19 protein-coding genes are annotated in these 19013 nt (G+C 57.5%); 1 reads left to right on the top strand and 18 read right to left on the bottom strand.

Annotated elements, in window-relative coordinates; genetic code table 11:
• Nucleotides 1–228: 228 nt before the first annotated feature.
• From MWR57_RS06960 to mazG, 18 genes are all read right to left on the bottom strand, one after another.
• Complete coding sequence (locus tag MWR57_RS06960) at nt 229–615, bottom strand: hypothetical protein (RefSeq protein ID WP_423124076.1); 387 nt, start codon at nt 613–615, stop codon at nt 229–231.
• Nucleotides 605–1372: a PulJ/GspJ family protein gene (locus MWR57_RS06955; RefSeq protein WP_423124075.1), complete on the bottom strand. Its 768-nt coding sequence runs from the start codon at nt 1370–1372 to the stop codon at nt 605–607. Before MWR57_RS06955 ends, MWR57_RS06960 begins: the two co-directional genes overlap by 11 nt.
• Before the next feature lie 16 nt (nt 1373–1388).
• Complete coding sequence (locus MWR57_RS06950; RefSeq protein ID WP_423124074.1) at nt 1389–1964, bottom strand: type IV pilus modification PilV family protein; 576 nt, start codon at nt 1962–1964, stop codon at nt 1389–1391.
• Between the two features lie 2 nt (nt 1965–1966).
• Nucleotides 1967–2464, bottom strand: coding sequence for a pilus assembly FimT family protein (locus MWR57_RS06945; RefSeq protein WP_423124073.1), 498 nt, complete (start codon nt 2462–2464; stop codon nt 1967–1969).
• Between the two features lie 3 nt (nt 2465–2467).
• Complete coding sequence (locus tag MWR57_RS06940; RefSeq protein WP_423124072.1) at nt 2468–5848, bottom strand: DUF6701 domain-containing protein; 3381 nt, start codon at nt 5846–5848, stop codon at nt 2468–2470.
• Between the two features lie 84 nt (nt 5849–5932).
• Entirely contained in the window at nt 5933–6184 is a 252-nt protein-coding gene (locus MWR57_RS06935; protein WP_423124071.1) for a hypothetical protein, read from the bottom strand.
• Between the two features lie 5 nt (nt 6185–6189).
• Nucleotides 6190–6675 (bottom strand): PIN domain-containing protein, encoded by a 486-nt coding sequence (locus MWR57_RS06930; RefSeq protein WP_423124070.1) that lies wholly within the window; start codon nt 6673–6675, stop codon nt 6190–6192.
• On the bottom strand, nt 6672–6920 hold the full coding sequence (locus tag MWR57_RS06925; protein ID WP_423124069.1) for a UPF0175 family protein: 249 nt from the start codon (nt 6918–6920) through the stop codon (nt 6672–6674). The genes MWR57_RS06930 and MWR57_RS06925 overlap by 4 nt, the downstream gene beginning before the upstream one ends.
• A 96-nt stretch (nt 6921–7016) precedes the next feature.
• Nucleotides 7017–7946, bottom strand: coding sequence for a tRNA dihydrouridine synthase DusB (gene dusB / locus MWR57_RS06920; protein WP_423124068.1), 930 nt, complete (start codon nt 7944–7946; stop codon nt 7017–7019).
• A 167-nt stretch (nt 7947–8113) separates the two neighbouring features.
• Nucleotides 8114–10108 carry a transketolase gene (gene tkt, locus MWR57_RS06915; RefSeq protein ID WP_423124067.1) on the bottom strand — a complete coding sequence of 665 codons (1995 nt, stop codon included), beginning with the start codon at nt 10106–10108 and terminating at the stop codon, nt 8114–8116.
• A 124-nt stretch (nt 10109–10232) separates the two neighbouring features.
• Complete coding sequence (lptE, locus tag MWR57_RS06910; RefSeq protein ID WP_423124066.1) at nt 10233–10778, bottom strand: LPS assembly lipoprotein LptE; 546 nt, start codon at nt 10776–10778, stop codon at nt 10233–10235.
• Between the two features lie 30 nt (nt 10779–10808).
• Nucleotides 10809–13283, bottom strand: a complete 2475-nt coding sequence (gene leuS / locus MWR57_RS06905) for a leucine--tRNA ligase (protein WP_423124065.1) — start codon at nt 13281–13283, stop codon at nt 10809–10811.
• A gap of 125 nt (nt 13284–13408) precedes the next feature.
• Nucleotides 13409–14776: a replicative DNA helicase gene (gene dnaB / locus MWR57_RS06900; protein ID WP_423124064.1), complete on the bottom strand. Its 1368-nt coding sequence runs from the start codon at nt 14774–14776 to the stop codon at nt 13409–13411.
• 138 nt (nt 14777–14914) lie between these two features.
• Entirely contained in the window at nt 14915–15367 is a 453-nt protein-coding gene (gene rplI, locus MWR57_RS06895) for a 50S ribosomal protein L9 (protein ID WP_423124063.1), read from the bottom strand.
• Between the two features lie 102 nt (nt 15368–15469).
• Nucleotides 15470–16447 carry a DUF2232 domain-containing protein gene (locus MWR57_RS06890; RefSeq protein WP_423124062.1) on the bottom strand — a complete coding sequence of 326 codons (978 nt, stop codon included), beginning with the start codon at nt 16445–16447 and terminating at the stop codon, nt 15470–15472.
• Between the two features lie 21 nt (nt 16448–16468).
• Nucleotides 16469–16711 carry a 30S ribosomal protein S18 gene (gene rpsR / locus MWR57_RS06885; RefSeq protein ID WP_423124061.1) on the bottom strand — a complete coding sequence of 81 codons (243 nt, stop codon included), beginning with the start codon at nt 16709–16711 and terminating at the stop codon, nt 16469–16471.
• A 61-nt stretch (nt 16712–16772) separates the two neighbouring features.
• Nucleotides 16773–17141, bottom strand: coding sequence for a 30S ribosomal protein S6 (gene rpsF, locus MWR57_RS06880; RefSeq protein ID WP_423124060.1), 369 nt, complete (start codon nt 17139–17141; stop codon nt 16773–16775).
• A gap of 118 nt (nt 17142–17259) precedes the next feature.
• Entirely contained in the window at nt 17260–18069 is an 810-nt protein-coding gene (gene mazG / locus MWR57_RS06875) for a nucleoside triphosphate pyrophosphohydrolase (RefSeq protein ID WP_423124059.1), read from the bottom strand.
• A gap of 487 nt (nt 18070–18556) precedes the next feature.
• Between mazG and MWR57_RS06870 the strand changes: the two genes are divergently transcribed.
• Nucleotides 18557–18985, top strand: a complete 429-nt coding sequence (locus tag MWR57_RS06870; RefSeq protein WP_423124058.1) for an AP2 domain-containing protein — start codon at nt 18557–18559, stop codon at nt 18983–18985.
• Nucleotides 18986–19013: the final 28 nt, after the last annotated feature.

Raw genomic sequence — 19013 nt, 5'->3', positions numbered from 1 at the left:
ATATCATTTTGTTATAGCACATATCGCTCTAAGGTCAAAGGAATAACCCATTGTTTTATTGGGAAAAAATAAAGCAATCGATATTTTTCAAGGCTGAAAGGGCGGGTATCGGTGATTTGTATTTTGATAAAACTTAATGTTTCTCTGTTGTTAGAGATTGTATGGGAGTGAGTATCATGGTGGGGAAATACAGACAATGGGGAGGACTCTGTATTTTGGCAAGGACTATTACAGGATGTAATGCGCCTCCACCGTGCGGCTGACTCCAGTGCCGTGAAAGCCGCGCACCTGGATGGTTACGGATGTCCCTGGGGCAGTGAAGGCAAATGCCGGACCACCTGCCGGAAATTCGGTTGTTATGCCCCCCACCAGAGGCGTGACCGGGGCAGCGATTCCTCCGCCGCCATCATCCCCCAGGATATTCAGCCGCATCACGGATTCGGCGCTGTACAGGGATTGGGCCCAGAGGTAATCCTCCGCCGAGGACGTCTGGGTGGTCACGGTGTACCGGGCGATCAGCAATCCGAATAGGGCGAGGATGACAATGGCGAATATCGCGGTGATCAAAGCGATGCCGCGGTGGTTGGCAAGGGGGGCAAGATATTTATGGCACATTGCGGATCTGGACCTCCTTGTGGAAGTTGACGGTTTCTCCGTTGCGCGCGATGGCGAAATGGATGGACACCACGCTGTTTCGGGTTGAATTGCCGGGGTTGTAAGTGAAATAGGGTAGGCCGTTGCTGGGCACGATATTCTGGGCCAGTGGTTGCGGATTGCCAAAAGCCCCCAAAAGAGCGCCGGCATTGACCGTGGCGGTTGAGCGGGACAGGGTGGTGCCGGCAACAGAAAAACGCACGGCATCGGGACGCACGGCAAAGAAGCGTTGATACGGAGAAGGCGCTCCGATATTTCTGTCCAGGGTCATGGGGTTGGTCCCGTTGCTGGTCACGCTGTACGTTCTGCTCCCGTTGTTGAAGATGGGCCACCCTGTATTGTAAATGGAAACCAGGGTGCCGAGGGGCAGCCCGGCAGCCTGGTCGGTGATGGTGGCGCCGCCGCTGGGGTGTGCTTCCGTGTACTGGCCGAAGACTCCGGCCATGGCGTTTTCATCGATTACCCCGAAGCTGACAGTGTCCCCGGCGATTGCGACATCAACAGCATTGGGCACGGCGATATGGATCTCCCGCTCCATCCGTACCATGGCGGATTTGCCCTCTTCGTACATCTCCATGCGGACATCGGCGTCAAAAAAGCCCCGGAATGCCTCGCTGATGAACCCGGCGCCCATGGCCCCGAGGATGCCGAGCAATACGACGACGATGATCAATTCGATCAGGGTGAAGCCTTGTTGTTTGTTTCCGCGTCGGCCCATGTCTTGTATCTTTATCCTAAAAATTGCAGGCAACAGCCACAAAGTTAAAGATTTCCCCAAGGGGCGAGGTGATGCGCACAACCACCAGTTTGGTGTCGGTGGTTCCGGCGGCTGCCGGGGTATTTTCGTCGATGGGATTTGCCGCGCTGGCAATGTATCGAACCGCCACTTGGCGGCGGTAGCCGGGAAGGTTGAAGGCATTGTTGTTTTGATCCGTGAAGTTGTCAATTTCCGGGGGCAAGCTGTTGTAGTCGTCCACATCATCGTAGGTCGTTCTGTCTTCGCCGGCATCAATGCCGAGGGCTGCGGCCGGTACAACCGTGCCGCGAGCCGATTCGGCGGTATTGAGCGGGCCGCCGCCCATGGGGGTGTTTTCATCCCAGCGCTTGGCCATGATCTCGTCCATCATGGCCTGTCCCAGGGAGATGGCGCGTTCCCGGATCACCGGGTCAGGACTATGAACAATGGCATTGAAAAATGGCACCAGGATTCCGGCAACCGCGCCGAGAATGACGATGGTAATGACAATCTCGACCAGAGTGAAGCCGGCGTTTTGGCGCAGCGGTTTTTTTATGAAAATCTTGTCTGACATCTCTAGTTCACATACCCTGTTTCCGCACTTATCGTGATGTTCCGGTTGTTTGGCGCCGCACCGATAATGAAAATCGTTGCACCGGCAATTGGATTTCCCGCTGCATCCAGCGGCTCCCCAAGACCGTTAAAATAGACTGGCCCGCCGGCAAGAGGGATGGTGCACGGAGGGGGATTTTCGGAGTTGAGGCATCTGTTGACATATTCGGCTTCTGCCTGTTCGCTTCCGTCGATACGTTGCAGGGTATAGCTGAAATCACCATTGACGGTAAGCCCCCAGGCTGCTGCGTTATTGGTGAATTGCCTGGTCATGGCCTTGTGCTGGGCGTAGCGCAGCGCTCGCCTGAATTCCTTTGCCGCGGCGTCCTCTTCCATGCCGACGGGCCATCGCACATAGACGGTTGCGGAAAGAATGCCGAGAATGACAATGATCATGACCAGCTCGATCAGGGTGAAGCCGCGCTGCCGGTTTGTTCTGTATGGGCAAGGAATCATGGTCATGGCTCAGCGGATGATCTCCCGCCAGTTGATAATTCGGTCGTTGCCGCGATAAATGCCGAAGTTGACCCGGGCGAAGGGGGTGTCGTTGAAGTCGTTGTCAGCGCCCTCCCATTCAAAGAGCAGCCAGGGCAGCGAGGCGGTGATCAGCGCGGTTACGTCTGTAAAGCCGGTTGCCCCGGGGCCTGGCGGACTGAAATTGAGGTTGATCAGGCCGGCATTGGCACTGGTGGGGTTAATGGTGAGGGTCGTCGCGGCGGCGCCGTTAATCAGGATCGTGCCGTCAGTTTGATTAACCTCCAGGGTATTGTCAAGCCTGTAATTCGCAATGCCGCCTGGGTCGGTGCAGTTGTCTTGGGCATTGAGCACGAAGTTCGCGCCGTTCCAGAATTCAAGGGGTGCGGGAATGATGAGCGCTCCGGTTTCCGGGCCATAGGCATTGGGGAGTCGCAGCCTCCCATAGCGAATCTTGGTGGCAGGGGAAAGTACGGCGTTGACCCCGGTAATGGCGATGCCGTTCAGCCTGGTGATTTGTGCGCCATCGGTGTCATTGATCGTGATGTTGAGTCTGAAATTGTCAAAGGGGCCATCGGGATTGACAGCCCGGTCGAAGCTGTAGGTGCCTGGGCCGACGTAGGCGCCGCTGCTCCACTGGAAGGCGGGCAGGTCCGGGGTCAACCGGCTATTGAGCGGGGTAATGGCTGCACCGCTGTTGTCTCCAATGACGTTGAACTCAGCCAGGAAGGCATAGCCGTTGGTGTATCGGGACAACGGGGTTGCTCCTGCACTGGCCATGGCCTGGATGGTGAGGTTCACACCAAGGGCCGGTTGGCCCATGTAGGTAAATTCATTTACCGTCCCAGGATTGCAGGCACCGGTCAGGGTTGCCGTGACCTCGTAGTGGTCCGGAAAAAAGCGTCCCAGGGGCCCCAGCGCCGTACCGCCGATAGTGCAGCCGTAAAAACCCACCGAGGCGATATTGGAGGCGCTGTCGGCAATGCAATCGCCGCCGGCTCCATGGTCGACCCCGCCGACCAGTCCTGTCACCTGATCGACGGCAGTAAAGGTTGCATCGAGCACGGCGTTGGCATTCAGGGTGATGGTACCTACGTCCAGATACTGAAAGGTTCCGATGGCGGTGGTCCCGGTTGCTGCGGCAAAAGCGCCGGTCAGGGGGCCTGTTCCGATGGCAATGGTGTTGTGGTCCACGATTTTGGCGGGGTCGGTGGTCGGGGTGCCGGTGTAGCCTGCGGTGACACCGGAAGCGGCGGTGAGATTGAAGTCCGCGCCTGCTTTTATGGTGTTTGCTGCCGGATTGAGCGGTGTAGTGGTGGCGAGGGTCAACTGATGCGGGCGGATGGCGAAGTTGTCCGAGGAGCAGGCGGATTGATTGGTGCTCGTGTTGCGGATGCGAACCCTGACGTTTTGTGCCGCATTCGGATAGGTGAAGGAAAAGGTGTGGCGTCCTCCAGAGAAACGGTTGAAGGTGTATGTCTGTTCCGCTGTCAGTCCGGTGTTGAAGTCACTGCAATTGCCACTTGTTGCGGTGGGATCAACAAGGGCAACGGAGACCGGTTGAGTAGTGTTTCCGGACAGGGGGGCCAGGGTAAGCACATCCAAGGAAAAGGGGGTGCTCGCCAGCTTGGTGTAGATTGGGGTTGAGGCCGACCGGTCCACTTCCACCGCATCGAAACAGGCGGATGAGAGGGTGTAGGTAAGCGCACAGTTCTGGGTTGTACCAATGTAGCATATTGCCGATGTAGTGGTGACGTCCGGAGAGGTGACTGTGCCGCCGAGCGTCACTGTGCCTGCTGTCTTTTTCGTAAGGGTTACCGTGGTCTGACCACCACTGAAGGTTATTGAGTCGGATGACCATTTTGCGTTCGCAATATCGGTTAAATTTACGGTCACTGGACCGGTGAACAGGGTTGAGCAACTGGCGTCGGCGCAGGCCAGCAAACTAATGGTTTCCGCAGCGCAGGTAAGGGCCTGACCGTCATGGAGAATTCGGACATGGTCCAGGGTGGGTAAGGGTTGCGGTTGCGTCGAGCATACCTGGAGATTGTCGAAATCATGGATATTGGTCTCTCCGCCGGTGGATCCGGTGAAAGAAAGATACCAATTGGCGGGAACGGCTGCCTGCCCAGCCGCGGCCTTGGCATCAAGAGGGGTACAGCCACTGGTCTGGCCGGGAGCGCAACCGATCAGGGTGGTGTATCCGCTTCCCGTGTTGCGTTCCACCGAGGTCCAGGCATGGACGCCGTCGAGATGGTCGATGATGATGCGGTAGCGGTAGCCGGGCGCCGGGGAGGTGGCGTCGGCATTGTCGATGCCAGGCGAGAGGGTGTTGGTTCCCGCCAGGTAAGCGTAGCCGGTGTAGAGCGAGCCGGAGCCACGCACGGCAACGGAGTCGGAGCGTTGTCCAGGCCCGCCGGTGCGGCCTTCGGTGGGATTGGAGAAATTGCCGTATTCGTCCAAAGCCACTCCCAGCCAACCGCCGGCAAAGCCGGGATGGGTGGTGTCGCCGCCGGCGCTGGCCTGTTTGGGGGCGTAGCCCAGCGAACCACCGAAGGCGCCGGGCAATGGAGCGATGGAGGCATCGGAGAGCACAACGCACATGCCGTCGGCACCGGAGCCGTCGTAGGCATAGTGGTCGAACTCCACCACGATTTTGTTGCCAGACGCAGGGAAGAGCTGGCGCAGAGCAGCCATAGTCGAAGCCCCGCCCCTATTATCAGTGAGACGCAGGCGATCGTTGACGATTCTGGGGTCGCCGAAGGCTCCACCTTCGTTTGCTACGATCCAGTAGCCGGTGGAAGCAATATCAGTGCGGTTGAAGAAGTCGAAAAAACAGGTTGGTGCGGTGGTGTCTACAATGACCGCATCGGTTATAGTTTTAGTAGTGCTGGCGCCAGAACTGCAGTCATCATTGTCGTAGGCGATGAAGTAGGCGTTGTAAGTGCCAGCAACAGATGGGGCGGTGATGTAGAATGTTTCGGGATAAGTTCCTTGTCCGGTATGGTCTGGCTCAAAATCGACGCAGCTCATAGCGCTTGGATTGGGGGTGGTGGTGGCGATGCCCCAGCGAATGGATCGCCAGTTCTTGCCGTTTTGGTTGCTGGTGGTAACTGTGACTTTGGCACTGATGGCTGCGCCGGTTGGCACTGTGACACTGGTGGTGGATTCGTTCAGTGTTACCGAATCGATGGTTCTGTCGGCGTGGGATGTTTCCGGAAAAACCAACTGGCTGAAAATGATGGTCATTGCCAGCACAAGCAAGGCGGAAAAATGAATACCCCTATCAGGTTGGAGGAAAATGGTGGTGAGGGGGGAGATGGCGCGCCGCTTTCCAGACTTTTCTGTTGTGGCATCGCGGATTGTAAACATCTCTGCTCCTTGCAAGGGCGGCTACCGGCAACACCGAGGAAGAACATGCCGCGCAAGACAGCGTAACGGAAGGGGTGGGCAGTGTCAAGAGCTGTAGCGGTTAAACGAGGAAACAAGCTCCAGCAGACCGGCATAGGAGGTCTGGCCGAATATCTGCCGTCTGATTTCCGCCCCGCCCGGAACCCCTTTGAAATACCGGCCAGCGTGGTTTTTGATCTGGGAAGGCGGGGTGTCGGGCTGGTATTTGGCGATGAGGGCAAGGTGGCGGTTCAGGGCCGCGAGCCGGAAGGCAAGGGAGGGATTTTCCGGTGTATCAGAGGCTTGGGCATTGCTCATCGGCGTTACTCGCCTACTTTGCTGAGCGCCTGTCGTATCAGTTCCGCTGAAAGATATGAGCCGGCCTCTGCCAACTGCTCAACCAGAGGGCGGGCAGCCGGAATCAATCCAGCCTTCCGTGCGCGGAGGATGACGCCCAGACTGCCAACCAGGGGCACGGAATGAACCTTTGCCGCTGCGCGGGCCTCGCCATCATCGAGTACCGCGCGATAGCGACCAAGAAGGCAATGGGCCAACACTTGGGATTCCCCTGCGCCGAGATCCCAGCCAGATATCGATATCGGCACGAAAACATCGTCGATAACCCGATTTCGTGCCCAGGCGAGGGTGTCGCCCAGCCCTGCATCGGCGGCTCCGCCTGACGCAACTTCGAGCAGGACCGCCTGCGGCACCATGATCTCTTTTGCCAATTGTTCAAGCAAGTCGGTGCGGCCCAATTTACCCAGCAGAATCAGGGGGGAGGCATTGATCACCCAGGTTTCTGCAATCACTGTCCCAACTCCGCGTCCAATTCGGATATGTCAACCTGAATGGCTGGGACATGACGACGACGCAATTCGTCGATAAAGGCAATTCGACTGATGCCGGCAATCTCAGCAGCTTTACCCTGAGATACGCGTTGTTCGCCATACCATTGGACGGCAGCCGCGATCCGCATTTCACTGGCAAATTCACGGGGGGCAAGCCGCAGAGCCGAAAAAACGTCTTCAGGCAAATCCATTGCGAGTTGTGTCATGGTGTTCCTCTTTTCGGTATTGGGCCACTGGAGAGCAATAAGGCAGATACTACAAAAATAGTCTAATGGCAGGGAAATAGAGTGTCAAGGGAGGACTCAGGATAAAGAGGAAATGAGCTTCTTTAGGCCAAAATAGGATGTCTGATTGAAAATCTGCCGTCTGATTTCCGCCCCGCCCGGTACTCCCTTGAAATACCTCCCCGCATGGTTTTTGATCTGGGAAGGCGGGGTGTCGGGCTGGTATTTGGCGATGAGGGCCAGGTGGCGGTTCAAGGCCGCGAGCCGGAAGGCCAGGGAGGGGTTTTCCGGCGCGTCGGCGGAGAAGATCCAGGGCGCACCCAGGGCGCCCCGGCCGATCATCACCCCGTCGCAGCCGGTTTCCGCCAGCATCCGTAACCCGTCACCATGGGATTGCACATCGCCGTTGCCGATCACCGGGATGAAAACAGATTGTTTCACCTGGCTGATAAGCCGCCAGTCCGCGGTGCCGGAAAAGCCGTCGCTCCAGGTCCGGGCGTGGACCGTGATCGCGGCGGCCCCGTTGTCCTCGGCCATTTTCGCGAAATCGCAGGCAATGATGCTTTGGTGATTCCAGCCGGAGCGGAATTTGACCGTCACCGGTACTTTCGAGTTTTGCACCACCGCCCGGATGATCTTCGCAGCCAGGGCGGGGAGTTTCATGAGGTAACAGCCCGCCCCTTTTTTGATGACCTTTTTTGCCGGGCAGCCCATGTTGATATCGATGAGGTCGATGGGGTGTTCCGAAAGTATCCCCGCCGCCTCGCCCATGAGGTCGGGCTCGGAGCCAAAGAGCTGCATGGCAACCGGGCGTTCACTCTCCACGGTTCTGACGAGATCCAGGGTATTTTTTTGCCGGAAATGCAGGCCGTGGCAACTGATCATCTCCGAAAAGCAAAGCGAGGCCCCGTATTCCCGGCATTGCAGGCGGAAAGCAAGATCGCTGTATCCGGCCAATGGGGCAAGGATAAAGGGGGTGTCGATGCGGAGAGTGCCGATGGAGAACATGTGGGGAGACTCAAGGTGAAAGGAGCAAGATTAAGGAACCTGTAACAAAAGTGCTTCGACAGGCTCAGCACGAACGGAGAAAATCTTAATGCATTGATTTCCGTTCGTGCTGAGCCTGTCGAAGCACCGGTTTGGTTTCTGTAATCTAGTCTTGTTTCTAAAGAGGACTATAAAATTTCTTCCACGGCCTTGACCACATTCTCCACGGTGAAGCCGAAGTAGGGGAACAACTGCTCTGCCGGGGCGGATTCGCCAAAGCGGTCGAGGCCGATGACCCTCCCCTTGGTGCCCACATAGCGGTACCAGCCACCGGTTACTCCGGCCTCGATGGCGACCCTGGCCTGGACCGCGTCAGGCAGCACGGATTGCTGATACTCCTTGCTCTGGCTCTCGAAGCAATCGGTGCTGGGCATGGAGACCACGCGGATCTTCTTGCCCTTGCCGCTAAGCTCCTTGGCCGCCGCCACTGCAAGCTCGACCTCGGAACCGGTACCGATGAGGATGGCGTCCGGCGTATCGCCGCCACAGTCAAGCAGGACATAACCGCCCTTGGCGATGTTGGCCAGTTGTTCGGCGGTGCGGGGCTGGTGGGGCAGGTTCTGCCGGGAAAGCAGCAGGCAGGTGGGGCCGGTGGCCCGCTCGATGGCAATTTTCCAGGCCACTGCCGTTTCCACTGCGTCGCAGGGCCGCCAGACCCCCATGTTCGGGATCATCCTGAGCGTTGCTGCCTGTTCCACCGGCTGATGGGTGGGGCCGTCCTCGCCGAGCCCTATGGAGTCGTGGGTGAAGACGTAGATGGAACGCTGCTTCATGAGCGCGGCCATGCGCAGGGCGTTGCGGGCGTATTCGGAGAAGATCAAAAAGGTTGCGGTGTAGGGGATGAAGCCGGCGTGCAGAGCGATGCCGTTGGCAATGGCTGCCATGCCGAACTCGCGGACACCGTAATAGATATAGTTGCCGCCCGCATCCGTGTTGATGCCCTTGCTGCCGGACCAGATGGTCAGATTGGAGCCGGCCAGGTCCGCCGAGCCGCCGAGGAACTCCGGCAACAGAGGGCCGTATCCGTTCAGACAGTTCTGGGAGGCCTTGCGGGTGGCGACCTTCTCCGCCTTGGCGTTGACTGCGTCGATGTAAGCTCCGGCCTTTGCCTGCCAGTCGGCGGGGAGTGTGCCGGAAAGCCTGCGCTCAAGCTCTACGGCAAGTTCCGGGTGCGCTGCTTTATAGGCGGCCATGCGGGTGTTCCATTCGGCCTCGCGGGCCGCGCCCTTGTCCTTGGCGTTCCAGCCACTATAGATCTCGGCCGGGATCTCAAAGGCAGGGTGGGGCCAGCCGATGGTCTGGCGCACCAGGGCGATTTCAGCGTCACCCAGGGGCGCGCCGTGGCAATCTTCCTTGCCCTGTTTGTTGGGGGAACCCCAGCCGATCACGGTCTTGCAGCAGATGAGCGAGGGCTTGTCCGTAACACCCTTGGCCTCGGCAATGGCTTTTTTCACCGCCTCGCCGTCATGGCCGTCCACGCCCTCGATGACATGCCAGCCGTAGGCGCGAAAGCGCATGGGGGTGTTGTCGGTGAACCAGCCCTGTACCTCGCCGTCGATGGAGATGCCGTTGTCATCGTACAGGGCGATGAGCTTGCCCAACCCCAGGGTTCCGGCCAGGGAGCAGGCCTCGTGGGAGATGCCCTCCATCATGCAGCCGTCGCCCATGAACACATAGGTGTGGTGGTCGATAATTGCATGGCCGGGCCGGTTGAACTGGCCTGCCAGGGTTCTTTCCGCTATGGCCATGCCCACCGCGTTGGCAATGCCCTGGCCCAGGGGACCGGTGGTGGTTTCGATGCCGGGGGCGTAGCCGTACTCCGGGTGGCCCGGGGTTTTGGCGTGCAACTGGCGGAAGTTTTTGATCTCCGCCATGGGCAGGTCGTAGCCCGTGAGGTGGAGCAGGGAATAGAGCAGCATGGAGCCGTGGCCGTTACTGAGGACAAAGCGGTCGCGGTTGGCCCATTTGGGGTTGGCGGGATTATGGGTGAGAAAGTCGTTCCACAGGACTTCGGCGATGTCGGCCATGCCCATGGGCGCGCCGGGATGGCCTGACTTGGCTTTCTGGATGGCATCCATGCTCAGGGCGCGGATGGCGTTGGCAAGTTCTCTGCGGGATGGCATGGGGACCTCCAGTTTCTGGTTCGGTGGCGATGTGATTATTGGACAAAAAATGATCAGGAAACGTTGCTATATACCTTTCCCTGCGGGATATTGCGAATCATATTTAGCCGGGAACTGATGGCGGTCATTTCCCCCGGCTCTTGTTTTTCTCATGGCGGGAGATGGCGCTGTACAGGCGGAGATATATCTGTTCGGACAGGTTATCCACCAGGGTTTCCAGGGCCTGCCTCTTGTGGGCGTCGGTCTGGAGGGAATAGGTTTCCGTGAGGGCGAAGCCTTTGGCTTCCCAGGCCGGTTTGCCGGTTTGGGTGTCGGTGACGGTGTAGTCAATGTTCAGGGTGGCAATGAGCGCCTGGGCCCGGTCCTTGGCGTCATAGGCCCGGCCGGTATAACTCACCGCGTTGATTCTGCCGTTTAGGACATAATCGGCGTCGCCGGAGTTGTTTACCAGGGTGAATTGTTTGCTCTGGCCGAGCCAGTCCTGCAGGGCATTGTTGATGTCGGAGGCAAGCCGGATTTCATTGGTAGGATTGGGCCAGATGGGAATATGGAGCTTGAGGACCCGTCCCTGTTTGTCCGGTGGCAGCATGTTGGGATTGTGATAGCCGCATCCGGCGAAAACCAGCACGACAAAGAGCAAACTCAGGGTTTTTAAGGGAAGGATTTTCATGGTCTGGCTCCTTGGGGGGCTGGCGTCACACTAAATCACAATGTTGATCAGTTTGTTCGGTACGACGATTACCTTGCGCACCGGTTTGCCTTCCAGGAATTTTTGCACCTTGTCCTCGGCCAGGGCCATTTTTTCAAGGTCTGCATCGCTGGTGCCCGGAGCAACCTGGAGCTGGCTGCGCACCTTGCCCTTCACCTGGACCACGATGGTGATCGCCTCCTCCCGGACCGCCTCGTCATCGTACTCCGGCCAAAGCACTTCGGCAAGAGGGGTGGGATGTTTTGTCAGCTCCCAGAGTTCGGCACATAGATGCGGCACCATGGGGGAGAGCAGGGCGAGCATCGCCTCAATGGCCTCGCGGATCACCGCAGGGTCAGCGGTTTCGCCAGACTCATCGGCGGCCAGGCTGTACAGGGTGTTGGTCAACTCCATTACCGCGCTGATGGCGGTGTTGAAGTGGAACTTTGCCTCAATGTCCGCCCCGAACTTGCGGATGGTCTGATGGGTTTTCCGGTGCAGGGCAATGCTTGCCGCATTCATCTCCTGGGGCAGGGTGGAGTTGGGCGTGGCAAAGACCCCGAGATTGTCGTCCACCAGGCGGAAGACCCGGTTTAAAAAGCGGTATGCGCCTTCCACCCCCTGATCGCTCCATTCCAGATCCCGTTCCGGCGGGGCGGCGAAGAGGCTGAACAACCGGACCGTGTCGGCTCCGTATTTTTCCACCAGCTCGTTGGGGTCCACCACGTTGCCCTTGGACTTGGACATCTTGGTGCCGTCCTTGATCACCATGCCCTGGGTGAGCAGGTTGGTGAAGGGCTCGTCAATGGACAGGTAGCCGAGATCGCGCAGAACCTTGGTGAAAAAGCGCGAGTAAAGCAGGTGGAGGATGGCGTGTTCCACCCCGCCGATGTACTGATCCACCGGCAGCCAATAGTCAGCCTTGGCTTTGTCCAAAACCCCCTCGGTGAACCGGGGGGAAACGTAGCGGGCGAAATACCAGGAGGACTCGACAAAGGTGTCCATGGTGTCGGTTTCGCGCCGGGCCGGGCCGTTACAGAGAGGGCAGGTGGTCTGGTAGAAGCTTTCCAGGGTATGCAGGGGCGATTTGCCGGATTTGTCAAACTGGACATCCGTGGGCAGGCTGACGGGCAGATCCTTTTCCGGTACCGGCACTATCCCGCAACTGGCGCAGTGGAGCATGGGAATGGGGGCGCCCCAGTAACGCTGGCGGGAGATGCCCCAGTCGCGCAAGCGGAAGGTGGTGCGCTGGCAGCCGACCCCTTTTTCCGTGGCCGCCGCGGTGATGGCGGTCTTGGCCTTTTCGGAGGGAAGGCCGGTGAACTCCCCGGAAGCGACCAGGGTGCCTGTCCCTTCGTGGGCCTCGCTCATGGCCGCCGGATCAAGGGGCTCGCCCTCGGGCTGAATGACGACTTTGATCTCAATCCCATATTTTTTGGCGAATTCAAAATCGCGCTGGTCATGGGCCGGAACCGCCATCACCGCGCCGGTGCCGTATTCCATGAGCACGAAATTGGCCACGTACACCGGCAGCCTTGTGCCGGTGAAGGGGTTGAGGCAGTAACCGCCGGTGAAGACCCCCTCCTTTTCCATCTCATCTTCCGGCCGCTGCCGCTGTTTTTCGACCTTGATCCGGGCAACGAACTCCTTGACCGCCTCTTCCTGGGGGGTGCCCGCGCTCAATTCCAAAGCCAACGGGTGTTCCGGGGCGATGGACATGAAGGTCGCCCCAAAGATGGTATCCGGCCGGGTGGTGAAGATGGTGAGGGTTTTTTCGGAGTTTTCTATTTTGAAATTGACCTCGGCGCCCACGCTCTTGCCGATCCAGTTGCGCTGCATGGTGAGGACCTTCTCCGGCCAGCCCGTGAGCGTGTCGCAACCGGCAAGCAGCTCCTCGGCATAGTCGGTGATCTTGAAAAACCAGCCGTTCATCTCCCTGGGCAGCACGGCATTGTCGCACCGCCAGCAGGCGCCGTCGATGACCTGCTCGTTGGCCAGCACGGTCTGGCAGGTCTCGCACCAGTTGACCGTGGTTACCTTCTGGTAGACCAGTCCCTTTTCGTACATCTTGATGAACAGGAGCTGTTCCCAGCGGTAGTATTTGTCGTTGCAGGTGGCGAGTTCGCGATCCCAGTCATAGCTGAAACCCATGCGCTGCAACTGTTTTTTCATGTAGTCGATGTTTTCGTAAGTCCATTTGGCCGGATGGGTGTCGTGCTTGATCGCCGCATTTTCGGCGGGCAGGCCAAAGGCGTCCCAACCCATGGGATGCAGAACGTTGAAGCCCTTCATCCGCTTGTAGCGGGCCACCACATCGCCGATGGTGTAGTTGCGCACATGGCCCATGTGGATGCGGCCCGAAGGGTATGGGAACATCTCCAGAAGATAGTACTTGGGCCGGGTGGAATCTTCGCTGGCCTTATAAGTGCTGTTTTTAAGCCAGTGGGAGCGCCATTTTTCTTCGATGGCCTTGAAGTCGTATTTCATATTCGTTGATCCGGTTTTTTCTCATTAAATCCCCCCTCCCTCGACGGGATGGGCGGGAACTTTTGGGGCGGTTGCAAGAGGCGCGGCTGCTCACAGGCTGCACACCACAGACTCTCAACCTTTTCTTATTCCGTTGGCGGAAAACTTTGGTGGGCAAGATTTTCAAAGGAGGTGAAGCGGTCGAGAAAGGCCAGCTCCACGGTGCCGGTGGGGCCGTTACGCTGCTTGCCGATGATGATTTCGGCAATCCCCTTTCTCGGGTTGTCTTCCGCCTTGTTGTACACCTCATCGCGGTAGATGAACATGATCACGTCGGCATCCTGCTCAATGGCGCCCGATTCGCGCAGATCGGAAAGCTGCGGTCTTTTGTTGGGGCGATTTTCCAGGCTGCGGTTCAACTGGGAAAGGGCGAGAACCGGGATGCTGAGCTCCTTGGCCATGGCCTTGAGCGAGCGGGAGATGTCACTGATTTCCTGTTCGCGGGACTGGGTGTTTGCCTTGCCCCGCATCAACTGGAGGTAATCCACCACCACCATGCCGATGTTGTGTTCGGTTTTCAGGCGCCTGCACTTGGCCCGCATCTCCAGCACCGTGATGGCCGGGGTGTCGTCGATGTAGATGGGGGCTTCGGAAAGCATGCCCACCGCCCGGGTGAGCTTGGGCCAATCCTGCTCTTTGAGGAACCCGGTGCGTAGCCGCTGGGCGTCAACCCGGCTGATGGAGCAGAGCATGCGCATGCCCAACTGCTCCTTGGACATCTCCAGGCTGAACACCGCCACCGGCACTTTGTGGAGCAGGGCGGCGTTCTGCACCATGTTGACGGCCAGGGCGGTTTTGCCCATGCTGGGACGGGCGGCCAGGATGATGAGATCCGAGCGCTGCAGCCCCGCGGTCATCTTGTCAAAGTCATGGTATTCGGTGGGAACGCCGGTGATGTGTTCCTTGCGTTCGTAGAGCTGTTCGATGTATTTGAAGGTGTCGGAGATGACGGTCTTGAGCGAATGATAGGACTGGCCGCTCTTGGCCCGGGAGATTTCAAAGACGGTGGTTTCCACGTCGTCAAGCAGGCCGTCGATATCGTCCTGTTCTTCGTAGCAGCGGCCGGCGATTTCGGTGCCGGTCTGGATCAGCCTGCGGAGGATCGCTTTTTCCCGCACGATCTTGGCGTAATAGGCGATATTCGCGGCCACCGGCACGATATCGGTGAGGGTGGCAAGATACGTGGGACCGCCCACCGCCTCCAGCCGGTTGTTGTCCTTCAGCAGGTTGGAAATAGTGATAAGGTCAAGGGGTTCGCCACGGTCAAACAGGGTGATCATGGCGGAAAAGATGTATTTATGGGCGTCGCGGTAAAAATCGTCTTCGGTGAGAGTCTCTGCCGCTTTGGGCATGGCGCCCTGTTGCAGCATGATTGAGCCGAGAACGCATTGCTCGGCCTCAAGATTCTGCGGGGGCAGACGGTGGGTGGTGGAAGGGCCTGGTCCGGATTCCATGGAGTATCGTTGGCTGCAATGGAGGGGGGCGATTTCCGCCCCCCTTCGGTTATCCTGCGTTATTCCAGGGACAAAGCAAGGGGATTTCCGGTATATGAGCCGGAGCCCAAGTCTGCCTTCTGTGTGGCGGGCGTGAACTTATTCCGCAGCCAGGGGAACGACTTCCACGGTGATTTCCGCGGAAATCTGGTAGCCGATCTTTACCGGCACCATGGTAACGCCCAGGCTCTTGATGGGCTCGTCAAGAACGATCTTTTTCTTGTCGATTGCAATACCCAGCTCGGCGAGCTTTTCAGCAATGTCGGCGGAGGTGATGGAGCCGTAGAGCTTGTTGTCATCCCCGGAACGGTGGGCAATGACCACAGTGGCGCCGGCAACTTTTTTGGCCAGGGCTTCCGCCTCATCCCGCTGATTTTTCTTCCGTGCCACAATGGCGGCCTTTTCCTTTTCCAGAACGGTAAGGTTTGCCTTGGTGGCAGGCACGGCAAGACGGCGAGGGATCAGGAAATTGCGGCCGTAGCCGTCCTTTACCTTAACAACATCGCCTTCCTCGCCAAGAGTGTCAATGGTTTCTTTTAAAATGAGTTCCATGGTGTACCTCCGGTTGAATCCTGGCTTTGCCTGGATTCATTATTTCTGAAAAATGAAGACTCTGAAAAAGTCTCCAGTTTCATAGTAGTTCTTTTGTTAAAATTACGACACCGAGGTGTCGTCCGCATCGTTTTTTAGCCGCGGCTTCCTGAAGTCAACCCAGACATCAGCCAAGCCGAGCACTGCAACAAAACCGATACCGTACACCTGCAAGAACAGGAGGATGTATGTTATCACCCTGACCGCCTTCGGCAACGACCATTTCTGCATCATGCTCGAGACAATCGCCAACCCTTGCGTAAGGTACAGCACCAGAAGCACCAGCCCCATGTTCAAGCCCAGGGTGTTGAGCCGTTCATCCGGGACAAGAAGGGCAATGCCCGTCAATATAACAAGCCAGACCAAAAAGTCCGGGAGGTGCCAGTTTTTCAAATCCTCCCGGTTGGTCCGGGAGGGGTCTTTTCTCTTCAGCAACCGTTGGCCGGCAACGATGTTCAGCCAGACGGTGCTGATGATCGAGACGAGGAGCAAGGCCGGGAAAAGCCGTGCCACCTGTTCCCTGAGTTGTGCAATGAAGAGCTTGATCTCTTCAAGATCTTTCGCCGGGAAGCGTCCTGAATCCCGGTACATGGCAAAGGTCGCCTCGAAACCATGGTCCACGCTTTGCCGCAGTTCAAGATAGGCATTGCTCTGGGTTGCCAACCCGACCAGCCAGCCCGAGATGAGCCAGACAAGGACGAGATAGACAACACTCTTTATCCCGGCGCGCAATGCCGGTTCATTTTCCCTGTCTGCCTTGGCTAGGATGAAGCCGACGGGCAGGAGGGTCAGTGAAAAAAGCAGTACCGGCATGGTTCCGGCCCACAGGGTGATGCCGCCCGCAATGCCAAGGGCCCAGGCAATAATGACCGCGCCCTGTTTCCGGTCGTAAACGCTCAGGAAGTAGTACGCGGGCAAAGGCATCAGGCAGTGGAACCACTCAAGGCCGGGGAAAACAGCCGGCACCGTGAAAACGAGGGCTGTTACAGCGATAGCCCCGATGGTTTCTGTCTGTCTGGTTGCTCCTGCACGGAAGAACACGATTCCTGGCTGGTTCCTGTACTACAGGTGAGCCTGTCCGGCGTAAGGCAACAGGGCAATCTGGCGCGCGCGCTTGATTGCCTCGGTGAGCTGCCGCTGGTGATGGGCGCAGTTGCCGTAGATGCGCCGCGGGATAATCTTGCCGCGTTCCGTCACAAAGTTGCGAAGGGTTTTGACATCCTTGTAATCAATCATAAGGCTCTTGTCCGTGCAGAAACGGCAGACCTTGCGACGGTTGAAAATCTTCTTTTTCTTGATAACCATGTTCTTTTCCTCTTTTCTGGTTCGCTATATGTATAGTTTGATTGCGGCGGGCGCAAAAAAACTATTCAGAGGCTTCGTCTGTGTCCGCGGAAGCGGTTTCCGGCTCTGCAAGCCCTTCCGGCTTGGGGGCATCCGGGATGAAGACATCCTGGGTTTTTACCGTCATGAATTTGAGAACCCGGTCGTCGATGCGGAGGAGCCGCTCCATTTCCTTGACACCGTCAGGCAGTCCGGCATATTCGACATACAAAAAATCGCCCTGGGTTTCCTTTTTGATGGGGTAAGCCAATTTTTTCAGGCCCCATCTGTCGGTTCTCACGATGGATCCGCCAAAACCTTCGACGGTTCCGGTTACCTTGTCGGAAACCGTGGAGAATTCCGTTTCTCCGGCCCCCGGCTTGACAATGACAATTGTCTCGTACCTGCGCATTGATTCCTCCTTGTGGTCATGTGGCCCTTGCTTTTTGCGTTTCGTGCGAAGAGCAAGGAGGTATGTGGGAAAATAATAAAAAAACAATCGCGATTGATAGCAACTAACCGTTTGTTTGTCAATCGTTTTCTGGTGATGATTGGGGCTCTGTTTTGTTCCGCTGCCAGGCATCCAGGAGCGCATCGGGGGTAAGATCGGCAAACCGTTTGCCTTGGTCAAGCATCCTTTTTTCAAGGGAGAGGAAGCGGGTCGTGAATTTGTTTGTCGCATCATGCAGGGCTTCTTCCCCGTCGATATCGGCCTTTCTCGCCACAACCGCAAGGGCGAAGAGCAGGTCGCCAAGCTCTTCCTGGATCTGTTCGCGATTCCCTGATGATAAGGCCTCCCGCAGTTCCTGGAATTCCTCGCCAGCCTTGCCCACGGCGCCGGAAAGATTGGGCCAGTCGAAGCCCTCCCGGGCGACCCGGTCTGCCACCCGCTGCGCCCTGCGCAGGGCGGGCAGGCTTTTGGGGATGGAGCCCAGGGTGTGCCTGGGTTGTTCTTTTCGCGCGTTTTCCTGACTCTTTATCGACTGCCATTGCCGGTGCAGCTCCTGCTCGGATTCCACGGTTTGATTGCCGAAGACATGGGGGTGGCGGCGGATCATCTTGGCGGAAATGGAGTCGATGACGTCAAAAAGGGTGAAGAGGTTTTTTTCCTGGTAAAGATTATTGAGGAAGATGACCTGGAACAGGAGATCCCCGAGTTCCTCGCAGATGTGGCTCGGATCGTCGTCGTTGATTGCCTCGAGGAGTTCGTGGGTTTCCTCGACGAGATACTGTTTGAAGGTCTGGGGGGTCTGCTTCTGGTCCCAGGGGCAGCCATCCGGCGCCCTGAGCCGATTGACAATTTCGAGGAGGGCAAGAAATTTTTCCGCGGTGCGCGTCATGGGTCTGCCTGTGCTTGGATTATTGGGAAGGCAAGGGGAGCCACACCCGCATCGAGTGCGCTTTTTGCCCGAGCCAATCCAGGAATTATGGCGTGCCGGCGGGGGTGTTTGCACCACCCGGCAGATCACCAAAAGGTTTGTATATACCAGTTTGCCGGGGGAAAGAGAAGACGTCCGGGGCTGAAATGCCCGGTATTGTAAAAATGTGATGCAAGGAAGAAGGTGTTTGCAAGGAGGTGCTGCGGATTTACAGGGGAATATCCTGGCTTGCCACCCAATGTGAAAAACATCTGCCTGCTACGGCTTGCAAAAAAAATGTTAATTGGATATAGATAAAGGCCTTATTGAAGGATCCTGTTGTTTCTTTGGTCTTATCAATATCAAGGCTCTGTGAAAAAACAGTAATTGGCGCAGGGGGGGCCATGTTGCCGATGGAAACATTGGGCATGGTATTCAGTGGTTTTGAACCTGTGCGAGGTGAGCAGTTATGGCAAAGAAGGTTATGCTTGAAAAACACAAGGATGTGGCGCGGATAGACCAGGAAGACAAACGCACCCACGGCTGGTATGTGCGGGTTCGTTTTCAGGGGACAACGCATTCGAAGTTTTTTTCCGATGGCAAATGTGGCGGGCGTTACTCAAGCCTGCTTGCCGCCCTTACCTGGCGCGACACCATGGAGAAAAAGCTGGGGAAAGTCCGGACCGACAAACATCTTGTCACGGTGAGCAACACCACCACCGGGGTTGTCGGTGTGCGGTTTAACGAGAAGCTGAATCGCTATGAGGTGAGCTGGGTAAATCGTGTTGGCAAGCAGGGGAAAACCTCTGTTTCCGTGAATAAAAACGGAAAGGAAAGAGCGTTCCAGATCGCCTGCGAGATACGAAAGGCCAAGGAAGCGGAGCGGCTCAGCGCCTAGTGGGTGTTGCCCTTGTGCGCGTTGCGCG

Origin of the sequence: Hydrosulfovibrio ferrireducens (genome assembly GCF_046883345.1) — a bacterium.
Classification (GTDB): Bacteria; Desulfobacterota; Desulfobulbia; order Desulfobulbales; family Desulfurivibrionaceae; genus Thiovibrio; species Thiovibrio ferrireducens.
This window is presented reverse-complemented; position numbering and strand designations above follow the sequence as displayed.